Genomic DNA, 15099 nt, shown 5'->3' on the forward strand with positions numbered 1-15099 from the left:
CACGAATCTCCGGCTATGGACAATCATGACACCGGCCCCGACCACACCCGAAAATGGAACGGAGCGCCACCCGCGGCGGTGGTTCGGCGGAGTGTTTTCGCGCAACAGCCGGCTGCGATGGGCAGCGCGCCGCATCATCATGGTCTGCGTGCTCGGATTGGCCCTGCTTTTCGGCGGTTTTTTGTGGTTTGCGAACGCCGTGACGTCGCTGAAGACGCCTGACGGCGTCAAGGCCGATGCGATCGTCGTCCTGACCGGCGGTTATCTGCGCATCGAGCAGGCTCTCGGGCTTTTGCGGGACGGAGCCGGCCAGCGCCTGCTGATCTCGGGCGCGCATCCGTCCACCAGCCCGACCCAGATCCGCAAGGTCACGCAGGCCTCGCCGGACCTTTTCGCCTGCTGCGTCGATATCGGCTACGATGCGATCGACACGATCGGCAATGCCAACGAAATCACCCGCTGGATCCACGACCACGGATACAGGTCCGTGCTGGTCGTCACCAACAATTATCACATGCTGCGCAGCCTGCACGAACTTCGCCGTGCCGATCCGGTAACGGAGTTCATTGCCTATCCGGTGGTCAGTTCCGATCTCACCCGGAAAGCCTGGTTCGCCGAGCCGGACGTGTTGCGCACCATGCTTTCGGAATACGGCAAGGTCGTGCTCGCCACCTTCCGCGACTGGTTCGGCATCGAGCGCGGTACGGGACTGCGCAACGAAGACCCGCCGAAGACAGCGGCAAAGCCCGCGCCCTGACACTTTTCCCTCCGGATGACGAGCCGACGCTTTTTTCCCCGCCCGATCTCGTGTAGGCAACGCCTGTCCAAGAGGAAGCTTCCATGCTGCTGGTGCGTTCGGTTCTTTTCAACATCGCCTTCTACACAAACCTGATCGTCCGCATGATCGTGCTGAGCCCGATCTATTTCCTGATGCCGCGCAAGGCGGCCTACCGCATCCCCAAAGCCTGGGCCGCCTCCTGCAACTGGCTGATGGCAAAGATCGTCGGCGCCACCTTCGAGATCGAAGGGCTGGAAAACGTGCCCGAGGGCGGCTGCATCTTCGCCCCCAAACATCAATCCGCCTGGGATACCGTGGCACTCCTGCCCTGGCAGCGGGATCCGGTCTATATCCTCAAGCGCGAACTGATGTGGATCCCGCTGTTCGGTTGGTACGCCGCCAAGCAGAAGATGATCCCGGTCAACCGCGGCGCCCGCGGCAAGGTGATGGTCGACGTCATGAACCGGACGAAGGAGGAGATGGCCAACAACCGCCAGCTCATCATCTACCCGGAAGGCACGCGCCGCTCGCCGGGCGCCGAGCCGCAATACCGCTACGGCATCGCCCGTATCTATCGCGACGTGCAGGTGCCGGTCGTGCCGGTCGTTGCCCATTGGGGCCTGTTCTGGGGCCGCCGCAAGCTCATCAAATATCCCGGCCACTTTAAGGTCCGCATCCTGCCGCCGATCGCACCGGGCATGGATCCGGATGCCTTCTACGCCCATCTGGTCGAGACGCTGGAGCGGGAAAGCGACAAGCTGCTGGTCGAGACCGTGGCCGCCAATCCGCACCTGCCGCTGCCGCCCTCGGCGGTCAAACGGCTCGCGGAGCTGAAGGGCCAGACTGCGGCGTAAGTCAGATGGCAGCCGCCACCGCGGCGCCGACGCCTTCCAGCCAGTGATCTCGGATCCCCATCTCCTTGAGATGCTCGAGCGTGTTGAACACGTAAGTGTCGTTCGGCCCGGACTGGCCGGCGGAGACGCGGACGATCTGCGCCGCCTGCTCGATCTCGAGCGCGCCGGCATATTGGACATGATGGCGATCGACGATATAGCCGACCGCCCTCGCCTGCCGCCCATCTCCGAGCGCCACCGGCAAAGTTTTCTCGAGATAGACATTGGTGACCAGTTCGCGCCGGCGCAGGTAGTCAAGCACGTCCACCCGGTTCTCCTCGCTCACCCGGAAGGCGACGCCGCGGCATGAGCCGCCGCGGTCGAGACCGAGGACAAGGCCCGGGCGATCCGGAGTGCCGCGATGCACATGAGACCAGACGCAGAGGGAGCGGCGGAAGCCGAAGGCACGTGCGGTCAGTCTTTCCTCAAACGCAAAACCCGGGTTCCACATCAGGGACCCGTAGCCAAACACCCAAAATTCGTCCATATCCCGCGCCACACCATTCCAATCGAAGCGACCCGCCCCAACTTCCCAGCACCATTGGAGAACATCATGGCAGCGTCAAGCCGAACTGGCGTCAGCGGAAAATTATGGCTCCTCGCCTCCGGGGTGGTGCTGGTGATCGCCCTTTATACGGCCGGCTGGTTCTATGGCGCCTCGGTGCTGAAGGAGCGGACGCTGAGCCTGCTCGGCAGCCAGGAAAAGCGCGGCATCTCGGCCGAATGCACTGACGCAGACTATCGCGGCTACCCGTTCCGGATCGGCCTGTTCTGCTCGAAGGTCTCGGTCGACGACCGCGCCAACGGCATTTCCGCAATGTTCGGATCCCTGCGGTCCGCCGCCCAGGTCTATAATCCCGGCCATATCGTCTGGGAACTCGATTCGCCGATCGAGATCCGCACAGGCCACGGGCTTTCGGTCTCGACCACCTGGGAGAATTTCCAGTCGAGCCTGACCACACGGTTTCGCGGGGTGGAGCGCACCTCGACGGTGGTCGAGAACGCCAGGACGAACATCCTGTCGTCGGCCACCGGCCAGGCCTTCAATATCAGCGCCGGTCACACCGAAATCCATCTGCGCCAGAACGGCACCGACCTCGACGCGGCCATGACGCTGCAAAACACCGATGTGGTGATGAAGGACCTGCCGCAGCTTCTGCCGCGGTTCACGGCCAATCTCGACCTGACCCTGACCGGCCGCGCCGGCATGATCGACGGATCCGATCCGAACGGAACCGTTCTCTATGGCACTGAGGGGCGGATGCGCAGCGTTTCAGCTGATCTCGGCGATGGCAAGCTGATCACCGTTTCCGGGCCCTTCTCCTTCGACGAGCAGGGTTATCTGTCAGGCAAGCTGAAGCTCCGGATCGAACAGATCGATGCCTGGCGCGACAGCCTGAGCCAGGCGTTTCCGCAGATCGCCCCGACGCTGAAGACCGCCGCCAACATGCTGTCCGCGCTCGGCCGCGGCAAGAGCGCGTCGCTCGACCTCACCATCAACCGCGGCAAGGTGTTCGCCGGCGGCTTTATCCAGATCGGCGAAATCCCGCCGATCTGAGCGCGATCACTTCTTGGCGTCGAGCGCGTGGCGACCAAAATCCGGCGCGTCGACGTCCTGGCCGGCCTGGATGATCGACCGACGGATGGCGCGGGTGCGGGTGAAGAGTTCGAACAGCTTGTCGCCCTCGCCCCAGCGGATCGCCCGCTGCAGATAGGCGAGATCTTCCGAAAAGCGCGCCAGCATTTCCAGGATCGCATCCTTGTTGTGCAGGCAGACATCCCGCCACATGGTGGGATCAGACGCGGCAAGGCGCGTGAAATCGCGAAAACCGGAGGCGGAATATTTGATCACTTCCGCGTCGGTCACCGTCTCGAGATCGTCCGCCGTGCCGACGATGTTGTAGGCGATGATGTGCGGCAGGTGGGAGACGATCGCCAGCACCTTATCATGGTGCTGAGGGTCCATTTCGTCGATGCGCGAGCCGAGCGCCATCCAGAAGGATTTCAGCTTGTCGAGCGCGACCGGATCCGTCTCCGGGAGCGGCGTAAAGATGCACCAGCGATCCCGGAACAAGCCGACAAAACCGGCGTCCGGGCCGGATTTTTCGGTGCCCGCCAGCGGATGGCCCGGGATGAAATGCACGCCTTCCGGCATATGCGGCGCCATCTGCGCGATGACGGAGGCCTTGGTGGAACCGACATCCGTGACAATCGCGCCGGGCTTCAGGCTGCCGGCGATCTGCTTTGCAACCGCTTCCGACGCGCCAACCGGCACCGAGACGATGACCAGATCGGCATCCTTCACCGCGTCCGCGGCTGAGGAAACGTAATGCGTGCCGAGCGCCAATTCTTCGGCACGCTTGAGCGTTTCAGCGCTGCGCGTGGAAATCACCACCTCGCCGGCTAGGCCCAGTTCCTTGACGTCCCGTGCGATCGAGGAGCCGATCAGGCCGATGCCGATCAACGCGATCCTGTCGAAAAGCAGCGTGCTCATGCGCTTTTGCCCATGAATTCGCCGAGCGTCTCAATGACGCCGCGATTGGCCTCTTCCGAGCCGATCGTCATGCGCAGCGCGTTCGGAAAACCGTAACCGCGGACGGCGCGAAGGATGTAACCGCGGCTGGTGAGGAAGGCGTCCGCTTCCGGCGCCCGCTTGCCGTCGACATCCGGAAAATGGATGAGCACGAAATTGGCGACCGAGGGCGTCACCTTGAGGCCGATCGTCTCCAGCGCATGGGTGAGTTTGCCCTGCCAGAGATTGTTGTGCTCGACGGCCTTTTCGACGAAAGCCTGGTCGCGGATGGCGGCGGCACCCGCGGCAATCGCCGGGGCGTTCATGTTGAACGGGCCGCGCACACGGTTGAGCGCGTCGAGAATGCCGGCCGGGCCATACATCCAGCCGATGCGCAGCGCCGCAAGGCCGTAGACCTTGGAGAAGGTGCGGGTCATCACGACGTTCCTGTTGGACGACACCAGTTCGAGGCCGGCTTCGTAATCGTTCTTGCGCACATATTCCGCGTAGGCCGCGTCGAGCACGAGGATGACGCTCTTCGGCAGGCTGGCATGCAGGCGGCGAATATCGGCGACCGGGACGTAGGTGCCGGTCGGATTGCCGGGATTGGCGATGAACACCATCTTCGTCTTGTCGGTGACGGCGGCAAGGATCGCATCGACGTCGACGGTGCAGTCCTTCTCCTTCACCTCGACCGCCTTGGCGCCGGCGCCCATGATCTGGATCTTGTAGACGAGGAAACCATGCTCGGTGATGATCGCTTCGTCGCCGGTGCCGAGATAGACGTGGCAAAGCAGGCCCAGCAGCTCGTCCGAGCCGTTGCCGCACATGATGTTTGCGACATTGAGCCCGTGCACCGAGGCGATCGCCTCGCGCAGCGCCATCGCCTGACCGTCGGGATAAAGTTCGAGATTGCCGGCCGCCTGCTTGAAAGCTTCGATCGCCTTCGGGCTGGCGCCGAGCGGCGTCTCGTTGGACGAAAGCTTGAAGACGCGCGCTACGCCCGGAGCATGTTCCTTGCCGGGCACATAGGCGGCGATATCCAGGATGCCTGGACGCGGAACGGGCTCACTCGTGACGATGCTCATCGGATCAACCTTTTTGGAAAGCCTTAAACGGCGGGTGTGATCCAGTGGGATTAAAGCCGAATTTCGGCTTTGTCGAGGGGTGAGGAATGGCCGGCGCAGCCGACGAAACGATCCCGTGAATCGTTTCGAATGACGAACGCCCTGAGCCAAGCGAAGGGCAGGACTATCGCTTCTTCACCGGGTCCGCGTCGTCGGCACGCCCCGCGGCGCCAGCACCGGCACGAAGACGCGCCGGGAGGCGCGAGCGGCGACCGGCAGGCCCTGGTAGAGCCGCTTCTGGGCCTCAACCACGATCACCCCGGAAAAGACCGGCCAGAAGCGCCGGCCCATGCGCTCGAAGGCCTGGCGCAGCTTCAGCACGGCGCGGATCTTCGACGGCGGGAAGAACAATGCCTCGGCGCTGGCGCCCGGCGTAAAGTTGGTCTCGCGCAGCAGCGAGGTGAGCTGCCCGCGCGAATAAGGCCGGCCGGAGCCGAACGGCGTGTGTTCCATGCGCGCCCAGACGCCGCGCCGGTTGGGCACGACGATGACCAGCCGCCCGCCGGGCGCCAGCACCCGCCAGAGCTCCTTCAGGGTCTCCCGCGGGTTTTCGGCAAATTCCAGCGAATGCACCATCAGCACGCGGTCGACGGAAGAGTCCGGCAGCGGCAGCTCCTCGTCGAAGACGAGAGCGGTCGAGGAAAGCTCGCTGACCGGCCAGTTCACCGCCCCCTGCCCCGCCGGCATGAAGGCGAAGGTGCGTTCCGTATCGGCGCGGAATCGGTCGAGATAGGGCACCGCGTAACCAAGGCCCACCAGCCGCTCTTCCGGCAGCCGCGCCCAGAGCGAAGACAGCGCGAACGTGATCGACTGCTCTGCAAGGTGGCCGAGGGGCGAGTGATAGAATTCGCGAAGATCGACGATATCCGTATGCATGCGTAATTTGGTACCAGACGATGGTTGGACTTCAAGGGACCAGTCTCTACATTGTGACGCAAAACACTTTCAGCAATGGGGTTATGTTATGAGACCACTGGAACTCGAAGTTTTTTCATGCCGCAGCGATAATTACGGCGTTCTCGTGCACGATCCGGAAAACGGCCTGACGGCCTCGATCGATGCGCCGGAGGAAAAGCCGATCCTCGATGCGGCGGCCCGCCGCGGCTGGAAGATCACCCACATCTTCACCACCCATCACCACGGCGACCACGTCGAAGCCAACCTGGCGCTCAAGGAAAAATTCGGGCTGGAGATCATCGGCCCGTTCAACGAAGCGGTTGCTATTCCCGGCCTCGACAGGACCATGGCGGATGGCGACGAGTTCCAGTTCGGCGATCATCTCGTCTGCGTCCTCGAGACGCCGGGCCACACGGCCGGCCATATCTGCTACCATTTCCCCGACGACAAAATCCTGTTCGCGGCAGATACGCTGTTTGCGCTCGGCTGCGGCCGGCTGTTCGAACGCCCGGCGGCCGACATGTGGCATTCGCTGCAGAAGCTCGCCGTTCTGCCTGACGAGACGGCCGTCTATTTCGGTCACGAATACACGCTTTCAAATGCGAAGTTCGCGCTGAGCGTCGATCCGGCAAACGGGCGTCTGCAGGCGCGCGCGAGCGAGATCGAGGCGCAGCGCGCGGCCGGCCAGTTCACCATTCCGACGACGATCGGGCTGGAGAAGGAGACCAATCCCTTCCTGCGCGCATCGGACCCGGCCATCCGCCGCAACCTCCTGATGGAGAGCAAATCCAACGAGGAAGTGTTTGCCGAAATCCGCAAGCGCAAGGATAATTTCTGAATGACGCCAGAGAAGATCATCACCACGCTCGGCATGCAGCGGCATCCGGAGGGCGGCTGGTATGTCGAGACATTTCGGGACGCCGAAGGCGGCACGCGCGGCCATTCGACGGCGATTTATTACCTGTTGGAAGCCGGCGAACGCTCCCACTGGCATCGGGTTCGCGACGCAGCGGAGACCTGGCATTTCTATGCCGGCGATGCCCTGCTGCTGCGGATTTCCAACGGCGAAACTGTCGAAGAGGTGAGGCTCGGAACAGACCTTGCCACAGGAGAACGACCGCAGGCCGTGGTCCCGGCCGACGCCTGGCAGTCAGCGGAACCGCTTGGCCGCTTCACGCTGGTGGGCTGCACGGTCGCACCCGGCTTTCAGTTTTTGAGCTTCGAGATGGCGCCGCCCGGCTGGGAGCCGTCGACCTAGGCCGAAGGAAGCCCGGCAATCGCCAACGTGAAGATCAGCTGTGCCGCGAAGTAAGTGCCCCACACGAACGGCCTCAACCTCGCCATGACAGGCGCATCCGGCTTGACCAGGAATTTATGGATCGCCAGTGCGGTGTCGGACATGACGAACAGCGCAGCACCGGCCGCCGGCAGGATCGGCTTCACCGCCAGCGCTGAAAGCGCCATGGCGACGATCGCGATCCCATAGGCGGCGACGGGGATGGCAAGCCGTCCGGCAGGCCGCCACAACATGAAAAGCGTCATGCCCGTCAGCACCACGAAGATCCATGCCGCCGTATAACGCCAGGCGGAGGTGAAAAGCAGGCTCGGTTCTATCGACGGCCAGAACAGCGCCGCATAGGCAATATGCGAAGCGAGGAAGGCCGCGAGCCCGGCGACGAAGGCTGGCTCTCCCTCGTAGGCGAGGCAGGCGTCTCCGAGTGCACCCAGCGCCAGCGCTGCGACGAGCAGCGCCGGGGCGCCGGAAAGACCGGCATAGAGCACAAGCAGCAAGACCGGTAAGATCTTCAGCACCGCGCGAAGATGGCCCGCCGGCCTTTTCAGCCAGCGGAAATAATGGATCGCAAGCGCGATCGAGACGGCAAGCACCGCCCACAACAACAGATACATCTCTTCCCCCCACGTCCCCGACCCTTAAGGAACGCCTATTCGGCCACGGCTTCCGCAATCGGCTTCGGCCGGAACATATCCCGCGCCGCCAGCACCGCCCCTCCGGTGATCAGCAGGCAGGCAAGCAGGATGCTCCAATTCGCTTCGGCAAAACCCGATGCGACCAGGATCAGCGTCGACAGCAGCGGCGCCGCATAACTGGCCGCGCCGATGATCTGGATATCGCCGTTCTTGACACCGTAGTCCCAGGCATAGAAGGCCGCGCCGACCGGCAGCAGGCCAAGCCCGACGACCGCCGCCCACTCGCCGCCATCGGCTGGCCAGACGGTCGTCTCCAGCGCCAGATGGCAGACCAGCGAGAGCAGCGAGGTACCGAGGCAGAATCCGGTGACGACATCGGTCGAAACCCGGTCGAAGCGCCGCGTCAGCAGCGAATAGCCTGACCAGGTGAAAGCGCAGAGAAAGGCGGCGCCATAACCCATGAGATAAGCGTCGTCGAAGGCAAGTCCGTTGCGGGAAACGATGGCGATCGTGCCGCAAAGCCCGGCGACAGCACCAGCCACGTGATACCAGCGCAGCTTCTCGCCCGGCAGCAGGGCCGAACCGACGACGATGAACAGCGGCCAGAGATAGGCGATCAGCCCCGCCTCGACTGCCGGTGCGTTCCGGAGCGCTGTGAAATAGAGAAAATGATAGCCGAACAGGCCGCCTATGCCGGTGATCCAGACCTTGGCCGGCTGCTTCAGGAGGGCGATCCGTTCCGGTTTGACGATGAACAGCACGATGCCCGGCAGGCTGCCGATCGCGAAGGTGAGCGCATTCATCTGGAATGGCGGCACTTTTCCGGATGCAGCCGTCATCAGGGCCAGCAACGACCACATCAGGATCGCCGTAAAACCGATCAACGTCCCCCGGATTTTCACCCCTGCCCCCTTGGACGCCCCGACGGGCGCTTTAGTCAGCCGCCATATTTGACGGCCGTCACGTAAACCTGCCCCATCCTGGTCGGGATGACGGCATAGACCGGAGCATATACATTTACCGACTGCGCCTTGGCAAACCAGATTTCCATCGGCGTCTTGCGCAGGTATTCGATATCGCTGCGCCCGCGCTTGAAGCCCGATCTCGGAAGGTAGCGGATCGAACAGACGATCGCCTCGCCCTTGAAGCCGTCGGTCGAAAACGGCCTGGTGCCCTTCGGCGTCAGCACCAGGTCCATGCGCGACTCACCGTCGTAGATCGGCAGCCGGCTGGGGCAGACCTTGGCGTCGCCCGGGAAGATGAGGCCGCTCAAAGGGTCCAGTACGGCACGCAGATCCTTTTCGGTCACGGGGATCCAGGTCTCCGGATTGCGGGTCGGCTCGGGCTTGACCGTCGTCCCGGTGACATTGCCGTTGCGGTATTCGACATCGTAGATGCGCGTGCGTTTTCCGGTGCTGTAGACGAGGTTGTAGCGATCGGCCTGCAGCTTGTCGGCCTGCATGCGCCCGCTGACGCTGGTTTCGGCGGAGATGCGGCTGATGATGTTGACGATCCCTGCCGATTTGAACCTTCCGGTGATCTTGTAGTCGCTGCTGTTGAATTCGCTGGCAAAAGACGCCTTGGCGATCGGCAGGATCCCGAGCGAGATATTGTATTCGCTGACATGCCGGATTTCCGCCGAGCCGAGCGGATTGGCCGTGAACCCGAAGACGAGCACGAAGGCACTGACGAAACTGCCGCGAAGGTTCATGATTTTGCCCTGACCGATGAGGACGCCGAAAAGCGTCTTCCCGCAGACATATAGACGGTGCATCATGGCAAGAAAATAGCGGCTTCACGGCACTGGCGGCGGATTCTCTTAGGGTGAGGTCAAGGTTTTGGCTTGACGCGACGAGCCCCACTGACTATAGAACCGCAACTTTCCACTCAGGACCAGTTGGATCGGCGCACCGGCATTGTCCGGAAGTACCATCCGATTGCAGAAGAACAAAGGTGTATCCATGTCTCGTGTGTGCGAACTGACCGGCAAGGGCGTTCAGACCGGCAACAACGTAAGCCACGCCAACAACAAGACCCGCCGTCGGTTCCTGCCGAACCTGTGCCAGGTTACGTTGATCTCCGACGCTCTCGGCCAGCGTTATCGCCTGCGCGTCTCGGCACACGCTCTGCGCTCCGTCGAACATCGTGGCGGCCTCGATGCCTTCCTGTTGAAGTCCGATGAGACCGAACTGTCGATGCGCGCCCGCCTGCTGCGCCGCCAGATCGTCAAGAAGACCGCTGAAGTCGCTGCTGCGGCTTAATCGGCCTGACGACAAATCATCCGGCTTTGAACAAGGCTTGAACGGGTAATACCGGCCAGGCCTTTTCTCTTGGCCTTCATAGAACTCCAACTGGTGGCATCACCCAGGATAAAAAAATGCTGAGCTCACGCTATACTTTCATCTATGCCCTGCTGATGGCGGCCGTCGTTGTCGCGTCGAACTTCCTGGTCCAGTTCCCGGTCGTCGGCACGTTCTGGGGCATCGCCCTCGGCGATCTTCTGACCTGGGGCGCCTTTATCTATCCCTTTGCCTTCCTGGTGACCGATCTCGCCAACCGGCAGTTCGGGCCTTCGATCGCCCGACGCGTCGTTCTCGCAGGCTTTGTCGTCGGCGTGACGCTGTCGTTCCTGGCCTCCGCCCCGCGCATCGCCATCGCCTCGGGCACCGCCTATCTGGTCGGCCAGCTTCTCGACATCTCTGTGTTCAATCGGCTCCGCCGCCAGACCTGGTGGCGCGCGCCGCTCGCTGGCTCCCTGCTCGGTTCGGCGCTCGACACGCTGCTATTCTTCTCGCTGGCCTTCGCCCCGCTCTTCGTCTTCATCGGCCCGAACGAAGACTTCGCGATCCAGTCCGCACCGCTCCTCGGCGCGTTTGCCGCAGAAGCCCCGCGCTGGATCTCCTGGGCGCTCGGCGACCTCGTGGTCAAGATCCTGGTCGGCGTCGTTCTTCTCCTGCCCTATGGAGCCCTGATGAACGTGCTGAAGCCGATGCCGCAGGCCGCCCCGGCCCGCTAAACTCAAGCGCAGACATTCCGCCTGGCATCACTGCGTCAGGCGGAATTCCAGCATCACGTTACGCTGCAGCAGATTGCCGTTGTCATCCGAAATCAGGATCAGATGTGGCTTGCCCTCCGGCCCGGTGATGACGTCGAGCCCTTCCATGTTGTCGATCGCATAGCCCATGTCGGCTTCGAGAAGCACGTCGCCATCCACCGCAGCGCCGGGTCGGATGTTGTCGCCCTTGATCAGGCGAATGCGCATGCCGAGGCCGCCGATGAAGCTGAAGCGGCGTTCGAGCAGCAGGAAATCGCCGTTTGGCAGAAAGGCGCCATCGGTCGCGTCGAACGGATCGTGCCGCACCACCGTGAACACGCCCTTGAGCGGCCCTTCCAGGATCGCGGCGAAAAGGTTGCCCCGGTCATCGAGGCTATGCTCGGTGACCGCAACAGGCGCCCCCTTGAGCGGACTTGCCTGAGGTGACACCGCCACCGTCTCCATGCCCGCATTCATCCGGAACTCGTGGCGGGGAATGGGGAGATCGAGGCTCTTCAAAGGCGCCGATGTTTCGAACCCCGGATCGGGATAGGCATCGACGCGGTGCAGCTGCTCGAAGCCGACGATCGCCTGGCCGTCCCGCAGCGCCAGCCCCTCGGCGTCCGAATTGTATTTCGAGCCGACCCGGCCGCCACGGATGAGGATCGGGTTGATGGCGAGATCGGTGAGGTTGGCCAGACGCCCCTTCGCATCCCGTTCAACGCGGCCGGTCAGCCAGGAACCGGTATCGAGCACCGACACGAACCTTTCGCCATCGGCGCGAAAGCGGATGCTCGATAGCGACTGAAGCCGGCTATCAGGTGACGAAAATTCTATCCCGCCGAGAAATTCAAGCGAACCGAAGCGCGTCTCCGCCGAACCGCGCTTGAATTCCGTGATAGCCCGCGTCCTGACCGAGACATTGTCGGTGGCAGGCGCCACCGGGGAAGCGATGGCGCCGAAAAGGCCGGCGCAGACGACGAGGCGAGAAAGTTTCAAGCGGCGAACCTCAGCTGGCCCGTCGCATGCGGCCCTGCTGCCTGCCATTTTCCGCAAACAGTTCGGCAAGCTGCTCGGTCATTGCCCCGGCAAGCTCGTCCGCATCGACGATCGTCACGGCCTTGCGATAGTAGCGCGTCACGTCGTGGCCGATGCCGATCGCCAGTAGCTCCACCGGCGAGCGCGTCTCGATCTGTTCGATCACGGCGCGCAGGTGCCGCTCGAGATAATTGCCGGGATTGACCGACAGCGTCGAATCGTCGACCGGCGCGCCATCCGAGATCATCATCAGGATTTTGCGCTGCTCGCGGCGGGCGATCAGGCGGTTATGCGCCCACATCAGCGCCTCGCCGTCGATGTTTTCCTTGAGCAGGCCTTCGCGCATCATCAGGCCGAGATTGCGGCGTGAACGGCGCCATGGCGCATCCGCCGACTTGTAAACGATATGGCGCAGGTCGTTGAGGCGGCCGGGCGTCGGCGGTTTGCCGCTCGCCAGCCACTTTTCGCGCGCCTGCCCGCCCTTCCAGGCCTTGGTGGTGAAGCCGAGGATCTCGACCTTGACGCCGCAGCGCTCCAGCGTGCGGGCGAGGATGTCGGCGCAGGTGGCGGCAACCGTGATCGGCCGGCCGCGCATCGAGCCGGAATTGTCGATGACCAGCGTCACGACCGTATCGCGGAACTGCGTGTCCCGCTCCTTCTTGAACGAGAGCGGCTGCATCGGATCGATGATCAGGCGCACCAGGCGGGCCGGATCGAGATACCCCTCTTCCAGGTCAAAGTCCCAGGAGCGGTTCTGCTGCGCCATCAGGCGGCGCTGCAGGCGGTTGGCAAGCCGGCCGACGGCGCCCTGGAGATGGGCAAGCTGCTTGTCGAGGAAAGCCCGCAGCCGGTCGAGTTCCGCTTCGTCGCAAAGCTCTTCGGCGGTGATTTCCTCGTCGAATTCCTGGGTGAAGATCTTGTAGTCGACCTTCTCGTTGAAATCGTCGAACGGGCTGTTGGGCCGCCGGGTTTCGCCGGGTGTTTCCGAATGTTCGTCGCTGTCGTCCGACATGTCGTCGTCGGACATTTCCGCGCCGTCCATCTCGCCGTCGTCCATTTCCTCGTCGGAAGCATCGCTCTGCTCGGCAGGTGCGGCGTCGGAGCCGGCTTCTTCCTCGACCTCGTCGTTCTCGGTCTCGTTGCTGCGCGGCTGGTCATCCTGATCCGGGTTTTCCATCTCCTCCGGCTCGGCGTCCTCGTCGGCAAACTCCTCCGCCATCTGCATGGAGGTGAGCATGTGCCGCACCAGCTTGGCGAATGCCTGCTGGTCCTCGATCACGTTTCGGAGGTTGTCGAGGTCGCCGGCCGCCTTGTCCTCGATGAACGGGCGCCAGAGATCCAGCACCTTGCCCGCGCTCGGCGGCGGCTTGATGCCGGTCAGCTTTTCGCGCACCAGCATGGCGACCGCTTCGCCGATCGGCGCGTCTTCCTGCCGTTCGATGCCCGAAAAATTCGCCTTCGAGTATTTTTCGGCATGCATCGAACTGATATTCGAGGCCATGCCGGCCATGCGCAATGCGCCGATCGACTCGACGCGCGCCTGTTCGACCGCATCGAAGACGACGCGTGCGTCAGCACCCTGCGGCGACATGCTGGCATGCATGCCAGTATCGTGGCAGGCAATTCGCAGCGCCATGGAATCGCCGAGCCCGCGGGTCACCGCGAGCTCATGGGCCGTCGGTCGCTTGGAGATTTCCGGCAGGCGGATGCGCTCGCCGGCAAGGCCCGGACGCTCGTTGGCGAACGTGACCTCGACTTCCGCGTCACCGGCGATGGAACGCACGCAGCCGGTAATTGCCCGCCGCAACGGTTCGGTGTCGACCGGACCGCCGGATTTGGCTTTCGAATTGTCTCCGCGACCTGCCATGATCTCGTCTCCGCTTAGGCTCCGAGAACGATGTTGGCGGCACTTTCCTTCAGCTCGACGCCGAAGGCGCGCTGGTACTGTTCGGCGACCAGCGTGCGTTCCAGTTCGTCGCACTTGTTGAGGAAGGTGATGCGGAAAGCAAACGCAATGTCACCGAAGATCTCGGCGTTTTCCGCCCAGGTAATGACGGTACGCGGGCTCATGACGGTCGACAGATCGCCGTTGATGAAGGCCGAACGGGTAAGATCCGCGACGCGCACCATCTTCGACACCGTCTCGCGACCCTCGGCCGTGCGACCGAAGGACTTGACCTTGGCGGCGACGATATCGACTTCCTTCTGGTGCGGCAGATAGTTCAGCGTCGTCACGATCGACCAGCGGTCCATCTGCGCCTGGTTGATCTGCTGCGTGCCGTGATAAAGGCCGGTCGTATCGCCGAGGCCGACCGTGTTGGCGGTCGCGAAGATGCGGAATGCCGGGTGAGGACGGATGACGCGGCTCTGGTCGAGCAGGGTCAGGCGGCCGGAGGATTCCAGGACGCGCTGGATGACGAACATGACGTCCGGGCGGCCGGCATCGTATTCGTCGAAGACGAGCGCGACATTGTGCTGGTAGGCCCAGGGCAGGATGCCGTCCTTGAATTCGGTGACCTGCTTGCCATCCTTCAGCACGATCGCGTCCTTGCCGACGAGATCGATACGGCTGACATGGCTGTCGAGGTTGATACGCACGCACGGCCAGTTGAGGCGAGCTGCGACCTGCTCGATATGGGTGGACTTGCCGGTGCCGTGGAAGCCGGACACCATGACGCGTCGGTTATGTGCAAAGCCGGCGAGAATGGCGAGCGTCGTATCGCGGTCGAACAAGTAGTCCGGGTCGAGATCCGGTACGTAGGGGTCGCCGCTGCTATATGCCGGAACCCTGATATCGCTGTCGATGCCGAAGACTTCCCTGACCGAAACGGTGGTATCGGGAAGGTTGGAAATATCTAGATCAATCTTACTCATCGTCTCTCCAAGGCGCG

The 15099-nt window shown here is 63.0% G+C and carries 17 protein-coding genes; 7 read left to right on the forward strand and 10 right to left on the reverse strand.

From position 1 onward, the window contains the following. The first annotated feature begins 25 nt into the window (after nucleotides 1–25). Both ACSQ3G_RS17500 and ACSQ3G_RS17505 read left to right on the forward strand, forming a co-directional pair. Nucleotides 26–757, forward strand: a complete 732-nt coding sequence (locus ACSQ3G_RS17500; RefSeq protein ID WP_436110934.1) for a YdcF family protein — start codon at nucleotides 26–28, stop codon at nucleotides 755–757. An 83-nt stretch (nucleotides 758–840) separates the two neighbouring features. Further along, nucleotides 841–1632, forward strand: coding sequence for a lysophospholipid acyltransferase family protein (locus ACSQ3G_RS17505; RefSeq protein ID WP_436110935.1), 792 nt, complete (start codon nucleotides 841–843; stop codon nucleotides 1630–1632). 1 nt (nucleotide 1633) lies between these two features. On the opposite strand, the gene ACSQ3G_RS17510 is transcribed toward ACSQ3G_RS17505, so the two are convergent. Next, nucleotides 1634–2170 (reverse strand): gamma-glutamylcyclotransferase, encoded by a 537-nt coding sequence (locus ACSQ3G_RS17510; RefSeq protein ID WP_436110936.1) that lies wholly within the window; start codon nucleotides 2168–2170, stop codon nucleotides 1634–1636. A 54-nt stretch (nucleotides 2171–2224) separates the two neighbouring features. Between ACSQ3G_RS17510 and ACSQ3G_RS17515 the strand changes: the two genes are divergently transcribed. Next, entirely contained in the window at nucleotides 2225–3229 is a 1005-nt protein-coding gene (locus ACSQ3G_RS17515; RefSeq protein WP_436110937.1) for a DUF2125 domain-containing protein, read from the forward strand. 6 nt (nucleotides 3230–3235) lie between these two features. Here the strand turns inward: ACSQ3G_RS17515 and ACSQ3G_RS17520 are convergent, their stop codons facing one another. From ACSQ3G_RS17520 to ACSQ3G_RS17530, 3 genes are all read right to left on the reverse strand, one after another. Continuing rightward, the gene (locus ACSQ3G_RS17520; protein WP_436110938.1) at nucleotides 3236–4165 is read right to left on the reverse strand and encodes a prephenate/arogenate dehydrogenase family protein; all 930 of its coding nucleotides are present in this window, start codon (nucleotides 4163–4165) and stop codon (nucleotides 3236–3238) included. Then, entirely contained in the window at nucleotides 4162–5271 is a 1110-nt protein-coding gene (gene hisC, locus ACSQ3G_RS17525; RefSeq protein WP_436110939.1) for a histidinol-phosphate transaminase, read from the reverse strand. The genes ACSQ3G_RS17520 and hisC overlap by 4 nt, the downstream gene beginning before the upstream one ends. Before the next feature lie 174 nt (nucleotides 5272–5445). Continuing rightward, nucleotides 5446–6186: a class I SAM-dependent methyltransferase gene (locus ACSQ3G_RS17530; protein ID WP_105422714.1), complete on the reverse strand. Its 741-nt coding sequence runs from the start codon at nucleotides 6184–6186 to the stop codon at nucleotides 5446–5448. Nucleotides 6187–6274: 88 nt separating this feature from the next. Here ACSQ3G_RS17530 and gloB point away from each other — a divergent pair, with 88 nt between their 5' ends. Both gloB and ACSQ3G_RS17540 read left to right on the forward strand, forming a co-directional pair. Further along, complete coding sequence (gene gloB, locus ACSQ3G_RS17535) at nucleotides 6275–7045, forward strand: hydroxyacylglutathione hydrolase (RefSeq protein WP_436110940.1); 771 nt, start codon at nucleotides 6275–6277, stop codon at nucleotides 7043–7045. Beyond that, nucleotides 7046–7465, forward strand: a complete 420-nt coding sequence (locus tag ACSQ3G_RS17540; RefSeq protein WP_436110941.1) for a cupin domain-containing protein — start codon at nucleotides 7046–7048, stop codon at nucleotides 7463–7465. Here ACSQ3G_RS17540 and ACSQ3G_RS17545 read toward each other — a convergent pair. The 3 genes from ACSQ3G_RS17545 to ACSQ3G_RS17555 are packed head-to-tail and all read right to left on the reverse strand — an operon-like array spanning nucleotide 7462 to nucleotide 9847. After that, complete coding sequence (locus tag ACSQ3G_RS17545) at nucleotides 7462–8115, reverse strand: lysoplasmalogenase family protein (protein WP_436110942.1); 654 nt, start codon at nucleotides 8113–8115, stop codon at nucleotides 7462–7464. The genes ACSQ3G_RS17540 and ACSQ3G_RS17545 overlap by 4 nt on opposite strands. 35 nt (nucleotides 8116–8150) lie before the next feature. Continuing rightward, complete coding sequence (gene yddG, locus ACSQ3G_RS17550; RefSeq protein WP_436110943.1) at nucleotides 8151–9038, reverse strand: aromatic amino acid exporter YddG; 888 nt, start codon at nucleotides 9036–9038, stop codon at nucleotides 8151–8153. A 35-nt stretch (nucleotides 9039–9073) separates the two neighbouring features. Next, nucleotides 9074–9847 carry a DUF3108 domain-containing protein gene (locus ACSQ3G_RS17555; protein WP_436110944.1) on the reverse strand — a complete coding sequence of 258 codons (774 nt, stop codon included), beginning with the start codon at nucleotides 9845–9847 and terminating at the stop codon, nucleotides 9074–9076. 250 nt (nucleotides 9848–10097) lie between these two features. Between ACSQ3G_RS17555 and rpmB the strand changes: the two genes are divergently transcribed. Both rpmB and ACSQ3G_RS17565 read left to right on the forward strand, forming a co-directional pair. Then, nucleotides 10098–10397, forward strand: coding sequence for a 50S ribosomal protein L28 (gene rpmB / locus ACSQ3G_RS17560; RefSeq protein WP_037081685.1), 300 nt, complete (start codon nucleotides 10098–10100; stop codon nucleotides 10395–10397). Nucleotides 10398–10513: 116 nt separating this feature from the next. Continuing rightward, a complete protein-coding gene (locus ACSQ3G_RS17565) occupies nucleotides 10514–11152 on the forward strand; it encodes a queuosine precursor transporter (RefSeq protein ID WP_436110945.1) in 639 nt (212 codons plus the stop codon). 27 nt (nucleotides 11153–11179) lie between these two features. Here the strand turns inward: ACSQ3G_RS17565 and ACSQ3G_RS17570 are convergent, their stop codons facing one another. Genes ACSQ3G_RS17570 through cobS form a run of 3 tightly spaced genes read right to left on the reverse strand, consistent with a single transcriptional unit; the run spans nucleotide 11180 to nucleotide 15082 of the window. After that, nucleotides 11180–12217: an esterase-like activity of phytase family protein gene (locus ACSQ3G_RS17570; RefSeq protein WP_436110946.1), complete on the reverse strand. Its 1038-nt coding sequence runs from the start codon at nucleotides 12215–12217 to the stop codon at nucleotides 11180–11182. Then, on the reverse strand, nucleotides 12180–14075 hold the full coding sequence (cobT, locus tag ACSQ3G_RS17575) for a cobaltochelatase subunit CobT (protein ID WP_436110947.1): 1896 nt from the start codon (nucleotides 14073–14075) through the stop codon (nucleotides 12180–12182). The genes ACSQ3G_RS17570 and cobT overlap by 38 nt, the downstream gene beginning before the upstream one ends. Before the next feature lie 14 nt (nucleotides 14076–14089). Beyond that, nucleotides 14090–15082, reverse strand: a complete 993-nt coding sequence (cobS, locus tag ACSQ3G_RS17580; RefSeq protein ID WP_038546380.1) for a cobaltochelatase subunit CobS — start codon at nucleotides 15080–15082, stop codon at nucleotides 14090–14092. Nucleotides 15083–15099: the final 17 nt, after the last annotated feature.

It is taken from the genome of Neorhizobium tomejilense, from assembly GCF_964254135.1.
GTDB lineage: Bacteria > Pseudomonadota > Alphaproteobacteria > Rhizobiales > Rhizobiaceae > Neorhizobium > Neorhizobium tomejilense.

What these genes read in the sequence shown, in the direction of transcription:
- ACSQ3G_RS17500 (WP_436110934.1), top strand. Translation starts at nt 26, where the DNA reads ATGACACCGGCCCCGACCACACCCGAAAATGGAACGGAGCGCCACCCG.
- ACSQ3G_RS17505 (WP_436110935.1), top strand. Translation starts at nt 841, where the DNA reads ATGCTGCTGGTGCGTTCGGTTCTTTTCAACATCGCCTTCTACACAAAC.
- ACSQ3G_RS17515 (WP_436110937.1), top strand. Translation starts at nt 2,225, where the DNA reads ATGGCAGCGTCAAGCCGAACTGGCGTCAGCGGAAAATTATGGCTCCTC.
- ACSQ3G_RS17520 (WP_436110938.1), bottom strand. Translation starts at nt 4,165, where the DNA reads ATGAGCACGCTGCTTTTCGACAGGATCGCGTTGATCGGCATCGGCCTG.
- hisC (WP_436110939.1), bottom strand. Translation starts at nt 5,271, where the DNA reads ATGAGCATCGTCACGAGTGAGCCCGTTCCGCGTCCAGGCATCCTGGAT.
- ACSQ3G_RS17530 (WP_105422714.1), bottom strand. Translation starts at nt 6,186, where the DNA reads ATGCATACGGATATCGTCGATCTTCGCGAATTCTATCACTCGCCCCTC.
- gloB (WP_436110940.1), top strand. Translation starts at nt 6,275, where the DNA reads ATGAGACCACTGGAACTCGAAGTTTTTTCATGCCGCAGCGATAATTAC.
- ACSQ3G_RS17540 (WP_436110941.1), top strand. Translation starts at nt 7,046, where the DNA reads ATGACGCCAGAGAAGATCATCACCACGCTCGGCATGCAGCGGCATCCG.
- ACSQ3G_RS17545 (WP_436110942.1), bottom strand. Translation starts at nt 8,115, where the DNA reads ATGTATCTGTTGTTGTGGGCGGTGCTTGCCGTCTCGATCGCGCTTGCG.
- ACSQ3G_RS17555 (WP_436110944.1), bottom strand. Translation starts at nt 9,847, where the DNA reads ATGAACCTTCGCGGCAGTTTCGTCAGTGCCTTCGTGCTCGTCTTCGGG.
- rpmB (WP_037081685.1), top strand. Translation starts at nt 10,098, where the DNA reads ATGTCTCGTGTGTGCGAACTGACCGGCAAGGGCGTTCAGACCGGCAAC.
- ACSQ3G_RS17565 (WP_436110945.1), top strand. Translation starts at nt 10,514, where the DNA reads ATGCTGAGCTCACGCTATACTTTCATCTATGCCCTGCTGATGGCGGCC.
- ACSQ3G_RS17570 (WP_436110946.1), bottom strand. Translation starts at nt 12,217, where the DNA reads ATGGCAGGCAGCAGGGCCGCATGCGACGGGCCAGCTGAGGTTCGCCGC.
- cobT (WP_436110947.1), bottom strand. Translation starts at nt 14,075, where the DNA reads ATGGCAGGTCGCGGAGACAATTCGAAAGCCAAATCCGGCGGTCCGGTC.
- cobS (WP_038546380.1), bottom strand. Translation starts at nt 15,082, where the DNA reads ATGAGTAAGATTGATCTAGATATTTCCAACCTTCCCGATACCACCGTT.